Below are 18,239 nucleotides of genomic sequence, written 5' to 3' on the forward strand. Positions count from 1 at the left end.
ACTGGCGCAAGTGTTGTGTGGAGGTTGCAGGAGAGCTCACTTGTGCCTATTCGTTATGCATCCAGGCAGATAAGGCGGCGTAGAAGATTTCTCCTCTCCCCTCGCACATTCCCAAAACTGGTTCCTCGAAATGACAATTGGTTTTAGCTATCAGGCATCCTGCTCTTCTTCCAGCAGTTGCTTTTCGTAAAGCTCAAAATAAGTACCTTTAAGCTGCATGAGGTATTCGTGGTTGCCCTGCTCAACTATTTCCCCATTATCCATCACCAGGATCTTATCGGCATTTTTTATGGTGGAGATGCGGTGGGCTATAATGATGCTGGTTTTATCCTGCATTACACGGCCAAGATTATTCAGGATCTCTTCTTCTGTACGCGTATCAACAGCCGAAAGACAATCGTCAAATATTAGCACCTGTGGGTGTTTAAAAATGGCGCGGGCAATGGATACGCGCTGCTTTTGCCCACCCGATAGGGTCACGCCGCGCTCGCCGATAAGGGTGGTAAAACCATCTTCCAATTCAATGATATTGTTATAAACCGCGGCATCTTTGGCGGCCTGCTCCACAACAGGCATGTCAAGCACATCGGCACTAAAAGCTATATTATTGGCAATGGTATCCGAAAACAGGAAAACCTCCTGCGGCACAAAACCTATCTGCGAGCGGTAGTTTTCAAGGCCAAGCAATTTTATCGATTTGTTATCAACCGTAATTTCTCCGCCTGTAGTATCGTACATCCGCATCACCAGGTTGGCAATGGTTGACTTACCCGAACCCGTGCGACCAATAATAGCCAGCATCTGCCCAGGCTCAACAGTGAATGAAACATTTTTTAGCGCCTGTATGCCAGTATCGGGATAAATAAATGATACATCATCAAACCTGATCAATCCCTCAACATGATGATTATCCGCAACAGGCGAAATGATCTCCGGTTTTTCATGCAGAAATTCATTAATACGTTTTTGCGAAGCGGCGGCACGCTGCACCAGTGATGTCACCCAGCCTAATGAAATAACAGGGAACGAAAGCATGTTGAGATAAACGATAAACTCAGCAATATTACCAGACGTGATATTACCTTTTATAACTTCTACTCCGCCAACATACATGGTTATCACGTTAGCCAAACCAACCAGCAATAACATGATCGGGAAAAACATAGCCTGCACCTTAGCCAGTTCCATAGAGTGTACCTTGTAATCTTCGCTCTCCTTTGCAAAATTTTCGCGTACAAAGCTTTCGCGCACGTATGATTTGATCACCCTGATGCCCGAAAAGTTTTCCTGAACAAAGCTTGACAAGCCCGAAAGCCGCTCCTGGATCATCTCGCTACGGTGATTGATCACATTGTTTACATAGTAAATAACACCTGCCAGAATTGGCAATGGCAGTACCGAAAAAACAGCCAGCTGCACATTAACGGTAAGCATGGCGTATATCACCATCACAAACAGTACCACGGTATTAATGGAATACATAATGCCCGGCCCAAGATACATACGCACACGGCTTACATCCTCGGTTACGCGGTTCATCAAATCGCCGGTGTTGTGGCGGCGATAAAAGGCCAATGACAGCTCCTGGTAATGATTGTAGATCTCGTTTTTCAAATCATACTCAATATGGCGCGACATGAGGATAATGGTTTGCCTCATGAAAAACAAGAACAAGCCACGTAATAATGCCAGCACCAATACCAGCGTACCAAACATAAACAGGCTGGTACCGAAAATATCATAAATAAAGCTTTGCCTATCGAAACCCGAAAAAAGCTGGTAAGCACCAATATTTTCGGTGACCAGATCAAAAGCCACGCGTACAACCTGTGCAGGCAGCACACCAAAAATATTGGATATGATCACAAACAGCACACCCGGAATAAGTCGCCAGCGGTATTTGTAAAAAAATTTATTAAGGTATGCGAGGTCTTTCATTTATTATAGTCCGGAAGTCGGGAATTCCGAAAGTCGGAAAGCCCTGACATAATATTCAAAAGTATTAAAATTTGAGGAGAGTGATTGGATGGAAAAGTCGGGAGGATGTAAGAATGTTACATTGATGTATCTGTTACAATCTTGTTAGTGTTCAATTTTAAAAGTATGAACACTTACTGTTTTTTCAAAAATAAACACCATTGATAATCAGCAAATTACAAACAGCCTAAAGTGAGTTAAAACCCAGCATGAACGCATAAGCACTAATAATCAACTAGTTACAAAATCGCAAAATAAAAAGCTGAACACCCGTTTTTTAAAAACTGAACACTCATTAAAATCGCAAAATCCACTTGTGATAAAAAATAAAACCACTTGTAATATTTTTTAAACGATTTCTCCAAAAATACAACAAAATTAAAGCCCTTCTAAATAACATTTAAAAGGGCTTTAATTTTCATTTCATCAGTAGTATTATGCTTTACGCCCATGAGGACAGTACACCAACAGAAGCAAGGTATTTCTTCCACTTTATAGCTATAATTACGTGTACATCATCATTTGGGTGCAATGTATTCGGTGCGCCATTGGCCACCATCTCATCATGTAAGTTATGGTATTTAGTAATACCTAACTCGTTACAAACTTCTACACCGGCTGCCATTATTGATTCGTGCCGTGCAAGCATTGTCGAATCTTCTATACCAATTAAATACCCGATACCTATGATAAAATCATCTACAGACCACCCTTTCGTTAATGCGTAGTTTACCACTTGTGTGATGCCGTCTTTATAGTCTTGCGGAGTACCAAAACTACCAAGTGTATCATTGGTGCCGAATGAGATAAATATAAATTTATCATTGCCCGTTTTCTGTAGTATTCGGCTTGTGTATTCGTTCAAAAACGAAGGTGATGAGCTACTACCCGGATTTGCAGTTGTTATAGTTGAACCACCCTCACCGGCGTTATCGCCCTCCCAATTCATTAACGCGCAAAGCCGGTAAGCCCACCCTTTGCTCGATACCGAAGCACCTGAACCGGCTGTTATACTATCACCATAGAAATGAACTTTCGCAGGGGGAGTAGTGATACTTCTAAACATGCTCGAATTATAGTTTTCAATAATCGTGTTTAGCGTGGTGGCTTCTGAATCCGTAAGCCCTCTGTTAAATATACCGGCAGTTGCTACACCAAGCTGGGAATTAAAGCCTACGCCCCCTGAACTACCCAAACCATTAAAAGCTATATTTAAGCTCAAAGCGCTGCTGCCCGGCGTATCCTCGGTACGTTTTACCCCTCCGCGCCAATAGTTATATTTAGTTGAACTTACGATATTAAGTATCTGCAAACCGCCGCCCGGCGTAACACCACCATTGTTGCCCTGAACTAATAATGAACCATCTGCCCCATTAACAGCCAAACTATTAGAGCCACCATAACAACCCATTATCCACGCGCCGCCCAAATTTCGTTTATAAACAAACAAACACTTTGAATACATCGGCAACAATGAAGCATTATATAAGCTATCAACTGTTGTCACGAGGCCGTCGCCAGTTACACTAATAGGTGTTGTTGCTGGCACCGCTCTATAAGCGCCATCGGAATCAACCGGATTTTTAAGATTTAACAAATAATCCAAATCGGTTTTGCCAACACCGGGATACAGTACAACCAAGTCGTCCCATAGCCCGGCTGCCTGCAAGTCAGATGTAAGTTGCGATACGGAAGCGCTCATAACTGTGTCTGGAATCCCTCTATCAGTATAAATATTAGTTGGCATTAAGCCTACTCCACTTGCAGCTATGAGAACATCGTGAACAACCGGGGCAGCAGAATTGTACCCTGACTCGGCATTTTGCGACGCCGTGATTGAGACGCTACCGGCTGCAACAACATGCAAATACCATTGGTCATCTGTTTTAAAAACAGTGGCCTTAGTAGGGTCAGATGAGACTAAATTAACGCTTGGACTGTTATGACTTGAGCTAACCATTAAAGGTTGATCAATTGAAGCTAAAACCATGTCATCGGGCTGTATAAAGCTTATTACCGGCGTTATTGGTGACGATGCTGTAAAAGCCACAGCATTAACAAGCGATGCGCTTTCAGGATTCAGCCCAATCGGCTTAACCTGAACTTCAAGCCCACCAATTGGTATATCTATTTCCAACCCTTCTTTTATTGTATAGGTGTGGTCGCCGTTGTCAATTGTGTTTGATAGTGAACAGGCAACCCACTCGCCGCCGTTAATTCTGTACCTATGGTCTGTTAATGGCCTTATCATATTTCGCCTCCTAAAAATGTAAATGTGTTTAATTCATTATCTACCTCGCCTCCCGTTGGTGGTTCGGGTGTAACCGGTGCTTCTGCCGGTAGCTTATATCTTAATTCGCCAGTTGATGTTTTATAAAGGCGATAATCAGCCAGGCTAACGGCGGCGGCTTCATTGTCATAAAGCGGTGCATTAGCGATATAATTTGTCATATCAAACGATACTCCCGAATTTGCCAGGTCATCGATTTGCATTTGCAAATCTTCATCGGCGGTTGCGCGGGTGGTGGCTTCATTTTGCAAATCTTCATTAGACACTTTACCGGCTAAAGTTGTAGACAGATTAGCAACCTTGTTAATAGGTATAGAATCTTCATCCTTATGCCAAAAGGAATCAATCCACGAGGCGAATTGACCGGATGTTGGTTTTGAACCTCTTGTAAAAAACGCTTTTAATTGTGCTCTTGTCATTTATAGGGGTATTATAATTTAGTTGAAAAATTCGGGTATAGGTTCAATCCAACATCCAACGCCATAAGGGTTTAATATTGGGTGTGCCGCGCCGCCTCCGGCGTTTACCGTAATTTGTATATCGGGCGCATTAGGAGTATTTGCATGGCCTACGAGCTTTTCACCCGCACCCTGAATGTTTGCATATCCGGTAGTTGCCACATTTATTTTAAATTCCGGTATTTCTTCTTTTGTTAATGTATGTGTTTCCGCTCCACCAGTATCGCCAACATCGAACCCGTCAGGTCTCACGCCATCACCGTTTGGCGCTTTCGCATGCATCGGAAATTTTCCGCGCCACTCATTAACTTCACGCCATCCGGCCGGTATACTTGCGATGCTACCCTTCCACCATACCATGCCGCCAGCGCCACTAAAAGGCCTCAACAAGCCCTCAACCCTGTCGAGCCTGGCCAATACACCTTCGGCGGTATTCCGTTTAAAATTTGTCCATTGGTTATTGCTAACACCGTCGTCGCCAAATTTTGCCGCCCGCTGGTATTTTACGGTTCGCGGCGTACCATCCTGATAGGCTATAGCTGTGGCGGTTTCCTGAATAATTACTTTGGCAGAAATCACCCCGCCAATAAATGGCAAGATCTCGCCGTTAATGACCACCACACCATTACTCACAGAACCACCGGCTACTGTGCACCCTGAAAGGATAGCCAGCGAACCCGATAGCGCGGCGGTAGATGCTGCCGTGTTTATGCAGTCCTGTATAAATTCCATAACGCCCTGATCGAAGGGAAAGCCGCCGGGCTGGGTAAAATCGTATCTGTTCATGCTGTACGGTATATTAAAAATCGTTTACTCACCAACTTGTAGTATTTAACAAGGGCGTTCATTTCTATAATGTCCTGCGGGGAAACGGGCACGGCATAGGGCACGTTTACAATAAAGTCGACGCCGGTATCTCCATAGTCGCCGGGATTATGCAACGGCACTGTGCCCAGGTAAAGCGGTTTATTTTCGTCAGGCCTGAATATATATATCCTATCGAATGAAAAGCCGTCTGTAATTGTTATGCGCCGCTCTGTCGCGTCGAACCTGTCGTTGAGCATAGCGCGCAAGCTAAACACGCGGCCGTCATGTGCAAGGTTGTAAAGGTCGGCGTTGCGTTTCACTACAAGCCGGTTGTAGATAATAACAAACGGACTGCAAAGCGCACGGAGCCAGGCAAACATTACCGGGTGTCGTTTGAAGTTGGGTATCTCACTTAGTACCAACCTATCATAATTGATAAAAAACAGTCTATCGTAATTAGGCATATGCGCGGTAGTTTATAGTGAAACCATCATCAATTACACGCAGGTAACCGGCATCAGGTATTACCCGTTCGTCAATCTCTGTAAATGGGCGTGTGCCGTACTGTGACTGTGCGCTAAGTATGCCTACCAGTACTACGCCATCAACTGTCTGTAGCTGATCTGCAAGCCTTGTTTTGGCAAATTCACCATTGAACTTCAAAGCCTTTAAATAGGCTTTAATGGCGTCAATAACGGGCGCAGTAGCATTACCGTCAATCCGCGCACCTGTATTGTCCAAAACCAACGGATCGTAAAATATATCGATAACCAGTTTTAGGGAATCGGGCGGCAGGCTATCAATATTGATGCGCACCCCTGCATCTTTTGTATCCGCTATGTAAGCTTTAAAAGCCAATATTTCAGCGTCGCTCAATTGGGCATAATCGTCATTAAGCAGCTTAACCACCTTGATGCGCATAGAACCGTCGTCATTTTCTTTTACCGCCGCCTGGGTGATTATCTTTTGCGCTGCAATTTGTGAAGCATCAAGCCCGGTATTTAAATACTGGTCGGTGTCGGGTATTAAAGCCTGCCCGTACTGAAACCTCAATGATAAGTCACGGTACCACTTTTCGGTATGCGGTTTTTTTGTAGCTAAAATATCCTGTACGTTAGCGTCCCTTAGATCAAACAGAACGTCTATTGTCCACGCTACGTAAGCAACAATGTAAGCCCAAAGTTTATAATCGGCTACAGCGCTGGTATGGTCGAGGTCGCTTAAAACGTCGTCGCCGTAAACCTTAGTAATAATTTGATTGTACCAGTAATCTACTGTTTGTGCCATTTTTAACTAACTATAAAATCATATTCAATTGCCCAAAACTCAACGCCTTCGGGTGCTAAATCATCTATCTGCATGGCCGACGTTGCCGGGCTTATATTGTATTTTCGGAAATAGTCCGCAACTGCAAAAACGGTCACATCGCCCGCGTCAATCAATTGCCCCGACGTAAGCGCATCAGTAATACCTATGCCGTTTAATGCTGCCAGTATAAACCTGTTTTCGGCAGTGCCGCCGTATTGTACCGCTATATCGCCCAACGATTGCCCCGCCTTAACTATCTTATTATTTGGCATAATCACCCACAATATTTAAAAGCCCGTTTACAAAGCCCATTGATTGTATTTTAATACCGTCGTCGCTGAAACGAAGGCGTATTTCTCTTAAAAGCGCTTCGCCTTGCGTATCGCCTTCGTCATTCAAAAACTGAAACGTGCCGACGGTGGCGGTAGGCGCTTGCTTGTATTCCCCCTTTTCGGCAAGTAATAGTTTACGCTGTTGTTGCTGGTTGCTTTCACCGCGTACAAAATCACCGTTCCTGATCAATAGGTCGTCGTTATCATCCATCAGGTAATCTTTCATCGTACTTCACCGTTAAATGTTCCTACTACCGGGTATGCCCCCGCTGTTAATCCATCAGTATAAATTACTTGTGCTGTTTTTACATAAGCTTCCAGCTTATCGGTAAATGCGTCAATAAACGCGTCTAAAGCTTCGTCGCGGCTGCCCGTTGCCAGGTAAGTTGCGGTATATACCTCCTTAAGGTCGGTTTTAAGCTGCGCTGTATTTAAACTCATTTTAAAAGGTTATTAATCCTGTCAAGCAGCAAGGTTAAAGCCGCCATGTCTTTAGGTGCGGCTATACCTGCAATCACATTGACGAGGTCGGTTAAAATCTTATTTAGTGTTTCGGTGCCCTTGCCAATCAGTACGCCACCACTGTTTAACCTGATAGTTGTAGTATCTGTAGTTACCTGGTACATGGTTATTTGATCGCAGGCTATTACGATATAATCATCGTCGCCCAGCTTGCCTATAACTACCTGGCTGCCCACGGCGGGTAAAACGTCAATGCTTTTGTTTTCGCTAACTACGGCACGTAAACGAACTTCATATTGCGGCGATTCATTCAACATTATGTCGCATGTAAATGAATCGCTATCAATAGCCGTTACCTCCGCATCATAAAAGCCAACGGGGCCGCCTGCATGTGCCTGATCTAAAAACGACTGCCGTAGCTTGCTAATCTCATCCATCCAAACGATATGTTATTTGTGCTTTTCGCTCCGCTCCCTGAACCCCAAAACGCACCTCGGTACCGGCAACGAAATAGGTACCGGCACGTGCACCCGCAAACCTTTTATCCATAATGGTAGCTTTCCAGCCTGGCTTACAAAATGGCTGTAGTAAACCGCTTATGGTGCCTTCGTACCCGTCATACTTTAATTTTTTGAGGTAGGCTGCCGCCTGATCCTGTAAATATTCTTTATCGTCGCTAAATGGGATAATCCTTTCAACTATAGAGCCGCCCGGGTCGCCAGCCTCATATAAAATATGTTTCCCTGTTTTACCACGCGTTTTTAGTCTTACGCGCACCTTGTTATCGCTACCCAAACGCTGTTTTAAATCGGCCTGGTCTACCGGGCAGTTATAGCCCAAATTGTAAACCACTTCGGCAAGCCCTGTAAGGTTTTTATCACCGGCTATATTAACAGTGGTACGGCCTTCTTCAATGCCTGCGTACAACACGTTATCATCAAAATAAACCGTTAACAACATTTTGTCCTTTAAGTATTCCAGCACCTTTAAACCACTTTCGTTTTTAATGTAAAAGCTGGTTAGGGCAATGGTTGGGATATCCGGGCTTAACACAATATCGGTACCCTGTATAATGTGGGTTAAAACCTCTTTAAGCGTGGTTTTTTTCCAACTGGCTAATATGTTTTGGTTGCGCAGCTGCCACGCGTAGCCCTCCATTTCGATAATTACCGGCGTAGTTAAATTAACCCGCCTTACAAAACCCCTGAACTCATTGCGCAGGTCGCCGTTATAACCAAGATCAAACGCCACCGGGTCGCCTTCTTTAAACAGCTTTGCGGTCTCCACGCTGGTAGATGGCATATTTTTAACTGCCTGTTGTGTGCCTAACCCAATTACGCTCAACGCGTCATTAATGGCGTTATTAATTGGTATTACCTGCCCTAATCCCGGTATCTTCAGTACAGCCGTGTCAACAACTACGTGAACGTTCTTTTTTATCACGAGGTCATTAATACCGCCTCTGAATGAGTAGCGGCCTATCTTGCTAATACTATTTAATACGAACGCCATTAGCTTTGATAATAAAGGGTAAAAATTGAATCGCTTTTAATTTGCATTGCAAAGTCACGAACCCCTATAACTTTTGGTTTTTCGGGGATTGATAGTTTGTAAATAAGTACCTGGTCGTTATTATGCAGAAAAATATCAGACGTGGCAGATTTGAGCCTAACCGGCCTTGCGAAATCAAACACATCGTTGAGCATTTTTAATTTTTCATCTGGAAACTGTTCATAGTCCCCAATCAAAAAACCCTTGATTGTAATTACCCAATCCTTTTTATTAATGATCTGCTTTGCGGAGCCTCCCAGCTCCGACATTTCAACCTCTTTAACTGTTAATTCCCTATCGAAACCTATCACCGCAAAAGGGAAATAATAGTCAACGCCATCAACCTCAATAGTAATGGGCGAAAACACTTCGCGGCCTATCATATCGGCCTGCCCGTACAGCGGTGTGCCGTACAGATTGGTTGTTTTACGGGTAGCGGGCTGAATATTTGCCGACTGGCCATCTACAGGCGAAGGCGGGAACCCCGGCACATGTGCAGGCTTATACCCGTATAGCTGTTTAAAAATATCAGCTATATCAAAAACGGTATTGAGATTAGCGTATGGCGGTAACATTAGTTAGGATTTACGGCCGCGTTTCCGCTATTGATGACCTGGTTAAACATTTGAATGAAAATTGCCCGAATCTCGGCCGCGCCTTCCGTTACGCTGGCGGCATGTAACGTAAGTTCATCTATACCCAGCTTTGCGATGTTGATGGTTTGGTTACGAACTCCGCCACCTGCAATACCTTTGGCCGAATCCTGAACACCGGTAGGAACGCCGCCGCCTGCACCAGCGCCAGCACTACCGCCTGTTAATGAATCCATCCAGCTTGATTTTTTTGAACCGGGGGCATCCTTATGCTTTGTTAAACCAACTTGTTTCCACGAATTGGCTATAGATTGCATGTGCCCGCCGAAAGCCTTCATGTATTCACTATGCTGCGACGCGCGTTCTTTTTTCAGCGCGTCAATTTCCTTGTCAGCATCGGTGGTAATATGGGCGGTAAGCACTTTTTTAGCCCCCAAAAAATCGCCGCTAAGCGCCAGTTTCATAGCCTCAACGGTGTTACTGATTAGCTGGCCTACAAACTGAAACACGCTTTTAGCTTTCAGGTAAAACAACTCAAACCAATACAAATACTGTTGAAAGCTTTCTTTAAAGGCAAGCCCAACCATGCTAAAAAAGTCCTTAATGATTTGCCAAAGCGCCTTTATGCTTTTGCCCCACCCGTCATAACTTTTTACCAGCCAAACTACAGCACCAACCAGCAAGCCTATAACCGCAATAGGCCAAAAGGCAATTGCGTTTAGTATTCCCTGCCAAATTGCTGCCCTTTGTGTCCATGCTGTATATAAGCCCCAAGCAATTGTCATAGCACCAATACCGGCAGCTATGCCGTACATTAAACTCTGATTATTGCCCAGCCAGTTAAGCACATCTATCATGCCTGCCGCAACCGGCAGCAAGCCCATGCCTATTGTACCCGCTAACGTTTGCAAAGCACCCTGAAAAGCCATTATCTTACCTGTTGGGGTTTCACTCATTCGCTTCATGCCATCGTGAAACCTTCCCATCGGCCCCGTTGCATATTGGAAAGCCCCGGCAACATCCTGAAAGGTTATTTTACCCTTTTCTACATCTTTTCGCAGGTCGGCCATTTTGCGGCCTGTTTTTTCGCTGATAGCCTGCAACGGGTTAAACCCGGCGTTGATGTATTGCAATAAATCCTGCCCGGTGAGCTTACCGGCACTGGCTGATTGTGAAAAGGCAAGGCTTAAGCTTTTCATTTTTTCGGCATCACCCATTGCCACATCACCCAGCATTTTTAAATCGGGCATGATGTTTTTAGCAGCAATACCAAAGCCCAGCATTGTTTTAGCCTCACCAAAAACCTCGTTACCATAGATGGTGTCTTTTGCAAAGCCCATCAGGTTACCGTGTAACTGATCGCCTTGCTTATTCCCAGCCATAACCTCGAAGCTTGTACCGGCCATTTGCCGTTCCATGCCGCTTTTAATAGCTCTACCCCCCAATGCTACAGCGGCAGTAAGCCCACCAAATAGCAGGCCTTTAGCAATAAGCCCCATACCACCGCCACCGGATGGGTTAGTAATGCGGTCACGCTGGCGCTCAAGGTCGGCTATTTCCCGGTTTGCCCGCCTAATCTGCCGGGTATCAATCGAAATGTCGCGGGTACGGGTTAACTGGTCAATACGGGCACTTAACTGATCGGCCGACATTCCTATGCGGTTCATGCGCGTAGTGATACGGGAAAATGCGCCATCGGCGTTAGTTGCCAGCTGGCGCATTTGCCCCGAAGCGAGGTCACGTATTTTTACAAGAAATTCAACCAGGTTAGCCATTGTTTTGCGATTGTGCGGCCTCTCTCTGCCGTATGTCTTTAATTTGCAAGTAAACTTCTGCCCAACGTTCGTCGGATAGTGTAGAGGGGTCATAGGTGGTGTAGTAGGCTATCGAGGTGTCTATATATCCTAAATAGTTCACCTCGATATCACCACGGGCAGCCTCTATAATTTTTTTAATTCCGAACTTTTAATATCAAGCACGTTTTGTACTTGTGGCATCACGCTGTAAAATGCCTCATCGTCGGTTTTAATGGCATCGTCACCACCCAGCCAAAGCGCATCCAATACAATTTCGGTGTAGGTAACCGGGTCGGTTTGCTTTGAGGTAAATTCGCGCATTTCATCGCGGGTAGGCTTACGCATATAGCCCTTGTACAAAGGGATTGGCTTTTTAACCGGCGGTTTGCCTTCCTCCGTAATTGTTTCAAATTCGCCGCTGTTTACAACCAACTCAAAAACCCCGGTCGGGTATGCTTTTTTCCATGCTGCCAAAACTTCGGCGGTAACGTTTGCCGAACTTTTCGGCATGATATCTTTTACGTTCACTTTAAAATTGATTTAAAAGGGTTTTAAATTATGACTGCTTTACACCCACCGCTATAAACGGCATGTCTATTTCCATCATTTTAGCACCTTGCTCCATGCCTTTCTCCCATTCCGTGAACTTAACGCCCCTGATTATATCAGTCTTTTGAGCGCGGCCAAAAGCTTTCTTGTACACAAAGGTTAACACGATGAGTTGATAAGGCACGTCGGCGAAATCGTCATATCCAGCCGCTTGAGCCGCCTCGTTCAACTTATCGTAATCAGACTTAAGCATTTTTACGGAGCCAGTAACCTTCTTATTACCTGTCTGAATGCCTATAGCTTCATCACCTGCGCCATACAGGTGTTCGCTGTCGGTTTCTTTTTTGTACTTGAAGCCTCTTAGGGTGCGAATTGTAAGGCTTAAAAACACAAGGGTGGAATGTTTCCATTCCAGTTCTTGACTGTTTATGTAATCTGCCATTGATTAGTTATTTTGAGGGTTGTAAAAACCCAGTTTGATATTTATTAATTTGGTGTACCCTTTACGACGAATACCCAGGTTAACATTGAGGGTTGATGTTTGGGTTATTTGCTGGGTATCGTCAATGTAAACCACCGGATCACCGCTCATACTTTCGGCCATATTGAGGTTAAGCGCGTTCACCATAGAGGCCTCAAGCGCTTTCAATACCACCGGCTCAATATTACCGTTGTCGTCCAAATCAACGTCGTCGTTGATTTCGTTAACGTATGTTTGATAGGCTACAATAGCGGCCTTATCAATCACACGACCGTAAGCAAGGCTGTTATAATCGTCGGTTTCAGGGCAGGCCATAGGGTCGCTACTGATAAACAGGCCGCCTTTTTGGTCGTACTTCTTAACAGTGATGTAACCCATATCAATTAGCTGATCAAGCTGCCTGTAATATGGGTCGGTAGGTGAATCAATGTTTGGCAGGATACTTTGTGTACCTATGTAATAATTGCTTACTGGCAAATCACCGTCTTTAACCCGGCCTATGTTCACATGTGGCGCGGTGGCAGCGATACGGCCTAAAACCAAACCCAGTGAGGTAACACCATTGTTTTGCGCGCCTCCGATTACAAAACCTACATTATTTGCGGTTAGCAATTTCGGGCTGTCGATTGTGGCATGCGTAACATCATTAACGCGGGCGGCAAGCAATATCCTTACAGGCTTGTGGGCGTCAAACATGGCCTGCGCAAATACTTTAGCATTTGGCACAGCCGCCGCCACATCACTATCAAGAAACTTCACGGCAGGCGGCACATAGGATACAGCCGGTGTGCGGGCAACGCCAACAACACGGATTTCACCATTACCAAAATCCATCAGTTTTTTGAGGCCGGTGGTAACAGCCACATCACATAGGTTTACTAAGGTGGTTGTATTAGCCGCCAGCATGATATAAACCGGGCATCCGCGGGTGCCGGTGATGCTGTAAAACTCTGTAACAAACTGGTAAGCTTCCGGCTCCGCTGCTTGCGTGATGCCCTTTGAAGCGGCATCATCAACGCTTACAACCTTTACGGGGGTGAGCAATGGCAGCAAGCCAGTACCAGCGCCGGTTAAAACTACACCGGTAATATTATCATTAGTGGCAGTACTGCCACCTAACTGGCCATTGGCCAGCTGCACATTTACACCTGGTATCATTAGTTATTACCTCCTTCGGTTGCTTTTGTTGCTTTAGTGATTAAACCTTTTTGGTATGGTGTCCTATCAGCTTCGGGGGTGGCGAATGCTACCGCTAAAGCGTCTTTTGGCGCTACAGTTGCTGGCGGTACGTCTGCCGGTGGCTGATCTGCGGGCGGTACGTTTGCCGGTGGCTGATCTGCGGGCGGTACGTCTGCCGGTGGCTGATCTGCTGACGGTACGTCTGCCGGTGGCTGATCTGCTGACGGTACGTCTGCCGGTGGCTGATCCGCAGGCGGTACGTCTGCTGGTGGCTGATCCGCTGGCGGTACGTCTGCCGGTGGCTGATCCGATGGCGGTACGTCTGCCGGTGGCTGATCCCCTGGCGCTTCGTCTTTTTGAATGGTATCCAGTATAAATACCTGTTCGCGTGTAACCTCGATGTAGTCGCGTACCTTCAATTTTTGCCCGTGGCTATCCGCCATATTTTCGGCAAAAAAGGCTTGCGCATCCGATGTTATATAGAATACGTCGACAGACGGGTGCGTGTCGAAAAGCCTTTTCAGATCGGCGTGATACAAATCGCCATTTTCACAAATAGCTTTTGAAAATTCTGTTGTAATTGCAATTAGTTTCATGTTGTGATTATTGAGCAATGAAAATTTGTTTGAAATACAGCTCTACCACGCTAACGGCTTCGCTCCAGGTAACTTTGCCGTCGCTTACCACCATGATAAGGCGGGCAGCCAATACATGATATAAAGCGTCTTTATCAGCGTCATCGCTGAATTTTACCTTGCTTAAAAGCTTATCAAGCATTACCGCGTTATCCGGCGGTGTATCTAAAAGATTTTTACTGAAGGTTAAGCCGGTAAGCAGCGCTGGTATAGCCTGGTTAATCTTGTCACGCACGGCATTGTCTATACCGGTTGGTGTAAAATCAACTATCAGCCCTACAATGGGGTTGTTAACTACCGCCTTAACTTTGTTAACTACATTTATTACCAAGTCTATTTCGGCCGTAGTAATGGCGATATCTGTAGGTAGCTGAACCGCTGCATTATTATTGCCTGTCAGTTTTTTAAACAGGACGGCGAAAAAGCCGCCTATTGCTTTTAGTATTGTTGGCATTATTGTTAAATAGGGGTTGTAAATAATTTCTGTTCTTTTGCACGGCGCTTAACGAGGGTGTCGTTAACCACCTTTTTACCTGTTTTAGGGTCGGTAACTTTAACCCATAAGTCAAATTGAGCGGCAGCGCCACCAAAATCACCGGCGTTGAGTTTCCTAAGTAGTGTACTTGATGGCAGGCTACCAGTGTTAAAATGAAAGCTTACAAGTGCATCGTATTGATTTTGGTTGAGGGCAACTGTAACAACGCGGTTAACGGTACGTTCAAAATCCCTCAAGACTACACCGAGCAAATCACTTGCACACTCCTTATTTACCAGTTTATCGCCTGGCTGAATGCGTTTGCCGTTGGCGTAAAAAGTACAGCCATAACCGATAGTCCACACACCGGCAACGTCCTGATAGGCTGCGAGCCTTAAGCCCTCAAATGATTTAATGAGGTCTAAACCGCGAACACTGATTGCATTTTTAGTTATGGCCATAGTGAGGTTATTTTGTCTTTAATTTTATTGATCCATGCGGTTTTGTCTTTACCGTCAATAACCGCGAGGTTTTCGAGTATGGATACTATGTTTTCCTGTGCTATATGGATTATCAGAAAGTTTTGCAGCCAGTCAAAGCACACAGCCATTACAGTTTCGCCTTTGGCGGCATAGTTTTGCGACCAGTGGTAAGGGAGTGCGATTAGCACCAGGTATATGAACACCTTAAGCGTAAACCTCGACAGCCTGAAACTGCTAAATTGTTCCTGCCGAATACGTGATGCAACAATGCCGCTAAACAGCTCTACCACGAAGGCAAGTAACATGCTTACCAGTGCAGCCGTTTGAATACCCAGCGCCACCGGTATTTGCGGAAAGAAAGCGGCTAACCATGCAAGGCCGGGAAATGTACAGCTAACCAAAAGCAGCTGCCGGGTTATACAGTATTTAAACGACGGTGCTATGCTTTCAAAGAAATTGGTGAAGCTGTCGTAATCGTACGACGCAAGCATTTTGTAAAACCAGTCTTTCATTTGTCCTCAATCAACCCGCGCCGCCCCTGATCGTATCGGGGGACTATTAAGGCGCGGGGTTCTTTTTGTTTACTTATGTTGATTTAGGGGTTATCGAAGATTAAGCGGCAGTACCTTGTATCATGGCACCCACACCTAAATTATCAGCCCTGCGGCGGCGGCCACCCATACGCAGCAATGCACTGTATATGTCACCGTAGTATTCGGCACGGTCGGGGTTTTCAAAAAACTTAACATCACCCAGCGCGCGGGCTACTGCATCTTTTTGCCATACCAGCGATACAGCACAGTCACCGGCGGCACCGGCAGCGCCTAACGCTTTAATGGCGTGGGCAGCATTGGCAACGGCCACGTTGCTACGGTCAAGGATATCAAAGCCATAAAGGCGGCCAATAATACCTTCGGTGGCGTTGTAGTATTGTGAGAAATCACGGTACTGGCTATCTGTTAAGCTTGAAGTAAACTGGTCAAGCATGTTGCTTTCAAACAACACCTGGCGGTTTGCTTTCGGAATGTTGTTTTTGTTGAACTGCAATTGCCATGCTTTCAAATCAAGGTGATGTGTAACATAGCGGTTGCCAGTGGCCGAATCGGTAGTAGCGGCGGTTACGTCGGCAGTTTTACCGCCTGTGGTGTAAAGTTTGGTTACGTTGCTAACGCTTTCGTCCAACCATTTCAAAATGATATCGTCACCCACAAACTCAACCAGTTCACCCGCATGATCGCCGTATACGCTGTCGATTTTATCATATGATAATTCGTATTTATCAGCATCAGGTATGTGGGTTGGATCGGTGGTGTACTCATCCAATACGTAAACGATGTCGGTATCTGTACGCCTTACAGCGGTAGCAGGGAACACGCCACGGTTTTTAGTTACCGACGGTTTAGCGCCTGGCTGCGGGATATGCACCACTTTACCGGCTAATACTTTATCGTCATCGCTAAAGGCACGTTTCATAAATCCGTTATCCTTCCAAAAGCGCTCAATAATGTATTGCGCCCAAATTTCAACCTGTATACCGGCGGTATGTGCAACCGGATTGTTTGATTGAAGCGTTGAAAGTTTATAAAACATTAAGCCAGCGCCGCCAACAACTACCGACGCTGTAAGTGCGCTGGTATGGGCAGCCATCGCAAAGGCATTTACACCCAGCGAGGCAAAAAGAATGAGGCCAACTGTGGCGACTAAAAATTGCTTTGAATTTTTCATTTGGTTATTTAATAGGGGTATTTGTTTCGGGGTATTAAAAGGTTATTTAAAGCTTAAGAGGTTACTTTTTATCAGATTTAACCGGGAACTTTTCGGCGCGCTTATCTAAGTATGCCTGATTATCCAGCTTTTGCAGGCGTTCTAACTGGCCTGTTTTCCACAGTTCGTCGTAGCTAAGCTTAATCAGTTCTTTTACTTCCTTGTCGCCGTTTTCATTACCGCTGGTTAGTTTATCGGCAACGCTTTCAAGTACCGGCATGCCTTCCAGCAATTCTTTAGTGCCATCAAAGTCAACCCTTGCCAAACGGATATACTTTTCGCGTTGGCCGGGTAGGTATTTGTTTTTGTTGTCGTCGGCCAGCTTGATTACATTGGCCTCGTTCTGATCTGCCTTAAGCTGTGTTACCTCATCCTGCAAATCCTTTTTATCGGCTTTAAGCGTGTTGATATCGGTTGCCTGTGATGCATTTAACTGTATCATATCAGCCACGGCCTTTTGCACCTGTACCTCGGTGGCGGTTTCATCCAGTTTAAGCGAAAGCAATATGCCGTTCAATGCTGCGCCTGTCAGTTGAATTAGTTTCATGTTGTCGTTATCGTCGTTTTTAATTTGTTGTAGTGAGTTGAAAAGTTTGATAAAACCCTCTTTATCCAACCCGGATAATTCAATCCTTTTTTCGTCGTGCCCGTATAGTTGGCAGGCACACGCATCATCATTGCCACCAATGTCCACGCAACTGATATCGGTAACTTTCCACTTGGTAATAGTGGGGCCGGTTTGGCCGGGCAGCATCATTGAAGGATCTTCTGTCCATTCAAGCGGGATAGCACCCAACGACACCATATTTAAAATGCCAGCTTCATACTTGTTGTATAGCTGCATTGCAAAAGGGTCGTTTTCATCAAATTCCAAATAGCAACTCCACTCGTCTCCATGCAGCTCTATTTCAACAGCGCATCCCGGTGGTAGTATTTGGCTTTTATCGTTGCTGAATGCCCGCTGATGCATCCAAAGTAGTATTGGGTTTTTTAGATATTGAACCCAGTCGCCACCGTCAGACATCACGCGATACTTGTAGCAATTAAGGCCGCTGGTCGTGATTACATACCGCTTAGTCGTACGTTTCATTTTTTTTCGG

General features: G+C 45.3%; 22 protein-coding genes. All 22 read right to left on the reverse strand.

From position 1 onward, the window contains the following. Positions 1–150: 150 nt before the first annotated feature. Complete coding sequence (locus MTO98_RS26505) at positions 151–1,938, reverse strand: ABC transporter ATP-binding protein (protein WP_243481997.1); 1,788 nt, start codon at positions 1,936–1,938, stop codon at positions 151–153. A 481-nt stretch (positions 1,939–2,419) separates the two neighbouring features. Beyond that, complete coding sequence (locus MTO98_RS26510) at positions 2,420–4,228, reverse strand: SGNH/GDSL hydrolase family protein (protein WP_243481998.1); 1,809 nt, start codon at positions 4,226–4,228, stop codon at positions 2,420–2,422. Further along, a complete protein-coding gene (locus MTO98_RS26515; RefSeq protein WP_243481999.1) occupies positions 4,225–4,686 on the reverse strand; it encodes a hypothetical protein in 462 nt (153 codons plus the stop codon). Before MTO98_RS26515 ends, MTO98_RS26510 begins: the two co-directional genes overlap by 4 nt. A gap of 18 nt (positions 4,687–4,704) precedes the next feature. Further along, positions 4,705–5,511: a hypothetical protein gene (locus tag MTO98_RS26520; RefSeq protein ID WP_243482000.1), complete on the reverse strand. Its 807-nt coding sequence runs from the start codon at positions 5,509–5,511 to the stop codon at positions 4,705–4,707. Then, positions 5,508–5,996: a hypothetical protein gene (locus tag MTO98_RS26525; protein WP_243482001.1), complete on the reverse strand. Its 489-nt coding sequence runs from the start codon at positions 5,994–5,996 to the stop codon at positions 5,508–5,510. Before MTO98_RS26525 ends, MTO98_RS26520 begins: the two co-directional genes overlap by 4 nt. Further along, positions 5,989–6,819 carry a hypothetical protein gene (locus MTO98_RS26530; RefSeq protein WP_243482002.1) on the reverse strand — a complete coding sequence of 277 codons (831 nt, stop codon included), beginning with the start codon at positions 6,817–6,819 and terminating at the stop codon, positions 5,989–5,991. The genes MTO98_RS26525 and MTO98_RS26530 overlap by 8 nt, the downstream gene beginning before the upstream one ends. A gap of 2 nt (positions 6,820–6,821) precedes the next feature. Beyond that, a complete protein-coding gene (locus MTO98_RS26535; RefSeq protein WP_243482003.1) occupies positions 6,822–7,112 on the reverse strand; it encodes a LysM domain-containing protein in 291 nt (96 codons plus the stop codon). After that, on the reverse strand, positions 7,102–7,398 hold the full coding sequence (locus MTO98_RS26540; protein ID WP_243482004.1) for a hypothetical protein: 297 nt from the start codon (positions 7,396–7,398) through the stop codon (positions 7,102–7,104). The genes MTO98_RS26535 and MTO98_RS26540 overlap by 11 nt, the downstream gene beginning before the upstream one ends. Next, on the reverse strand, positions 7,395–7,613 hold the full coding sequence (locus MTO98_RS26545) for a hypothetical protein (protein ID WP_243482005.1): 219 nt from the start codon (positions 7,611–7,613) through the stop codon (positions 7,395–7,397). Before MTO98_RS26545 ends, MTO98_RS26540 begins: the two co-directional genes overlap by 4 nt. Beyond that, on the reverse strand, positions 7,610–8,071 hold the full coding sequence (locus tag MTO98_RS26550) for a hypothetical protein (RefSeq protein ID WP_243482006.1): 462 nt from the start codon (positions 8,069–8,071) through the stop codon (positions 7,610–7,612). Before MTO98_RS26550 ends, MTO98_RS26545 begins: the two co-directional genes overlap by 4 nt. Continuing rightward, a complete protein-coding gene (locus tag MTO98_RS26555) occupies positions 8,064–9,146 on the reverse strand; it encodes a hypothetical protein (protein WP_243482007.1) in 1,083 nt (360 codons plus the stop codon). Before MTO98_RS26555 ends, MTO98_RS26550 begins: the two co-directional genes overlap by 8 nt. Further along, positions 9,146–9,760 (reverse strand): DUF6046 domain-containing protein, encoded by a 615-nt coding sequence (locus MTO98_RS26560; protein ID WP_243482008.1) that lies wholly within the window; start codon positions 9,758–9,760, stop codon positions 9,146–9,148. Before MTO98_RS26560 ends, MTO98_RS26555 begins: the two co-directional genes overlap by 1 nt. After that, positions 9,760–11,553 carry a tape measure protein gene (locus MTO98_RS26565; protein ID WP_243482009.1) on the reverse strand — a complete coding sequence of 598 codons (1,794 nt, stop codon included), beginning with the start codon at positions 11,551–11,553 and terminating at the stop codon, positions 9,760–9,762. Before MTO98_RS26565 ends, MTO98_RS26560 begins: the two co-directional genes overlap by 1 nt. A 165-nt stretch (positions 11,554–11,718) precedes the next feature. Continuing rightward, positions 11,719–12,102: a hypothetical protein gene (locus tag MTO98_RS26570; RefSeq protein WP_243482010.1), complete on the reverse strand. Its 384-nt coding sequence runs from the start codon at positions 12,100–12,102 to the stop codon at positions 11,719–11,721. 28 nt (positions 12,103–12,130) lie between these two features. Further along, on the reverse strand, positions 12,131–12,565 hold the full coding sequence (locus MTO98_RS26575; protein ID WP_243482011.1) for a hypothetical protein: 435 nt from the start codon (positions 12,563–12,565) through the stop codon (positions 12,131–12,133). 3 nt (positions 12,566–12,568) lie between these two features. Beyond that, positions 12,569–13,762 (reverse strand): DUF2586 family protein, encoded by a 1,194-nt coding sequence (locus tag MTO98_RS26580; protein WP_243482012.1) that lies wholly within the window; start codon positions 13,760–13,762, stop codon positions 12,569–12,571. Continuing rightward, a complete protein-coding gene (locus MTO98_RS26585) occupies positions 13,762–14,379 on the reverse strand; it encodes a hypothetical protein (RefSeq protein ID WP_243482013.1) in 618 nt (205 codons plus the stop codon). Before MTO98_RS26585 ends, MTO98_RS26580 begins: the two co-directional genes overlap by 1 nt. 7 nt (positions 14,380–14,386) lie before the next feature. Then, complete coding sequence (locus MTO98_RS26590) at positions 14,387–14,872, reverse strand: hypothetical protein (RefSeq protein WP_243482014.1); 486 nt, start codon at positions 14,870–14,872, stop codon at positions 14,387–14,389. Between the two features lie 5 nt (positions 14,873–14,877). Beyond that, the gene (locus MTO98_RS26595) at positions 14,878–15,354 is read right to left on the reverse strand and encodes a lysozyme (RefSeq protein WP_243482015.1); all 477 of its coding nucleotides are present in this window, start codon (positions 15,352–15,354) and stop codon (positions 14,878–14,880) included. After that, the gene (locus tag MTO98_RS26600) at positions 15,345–15,887 is read right to left on the reverse strand and encodes a phage holin family protein (protein WP_243482016.1); all 543 of its coding nucleotides are present in this window, start codon (positions 15,885–15,887) and stop codon (positions 15,345–15,347) included. The genes MTO98_RS26595 and MTO98_RS26600 overlap by 10 nt, the downstream gene beginning before the upstream one ends. 100 nt (positions 15,888–15,987) lie before the next feature. After that, a complete protein-coding gene (locus MTO98_RS26605) occupies positions 15,988–17,100 on the reverse strand; it encodes a hypothetical protein (protein ID WP_243482017.1) in 1,113 nt (370 codons plus the stop codon). 61 nt (positions 17,101–17,161) lie between these two features. Next, complete coding sequence (locus tag MTO98_RS26610) at positions 17,162–18,229, reverse strand: HK97 family phage prohead protease (protein WP_243482018.1); 1,068 nt, start codon at positions 18,227–18,229, stop codon at positions 17,162–17,164. Positions 18,230–18,239: the final 10 nt, after the last annotated feature.

Source organism: Mucilaginibacter sp. SMC90, from assembly GCF_022811725.1.
GTDB lineage: Bacteria > Bacteroidota > Bacteroidia > Sphingobacteriales > Sphingobacteriaceae > Mucilaginibacter.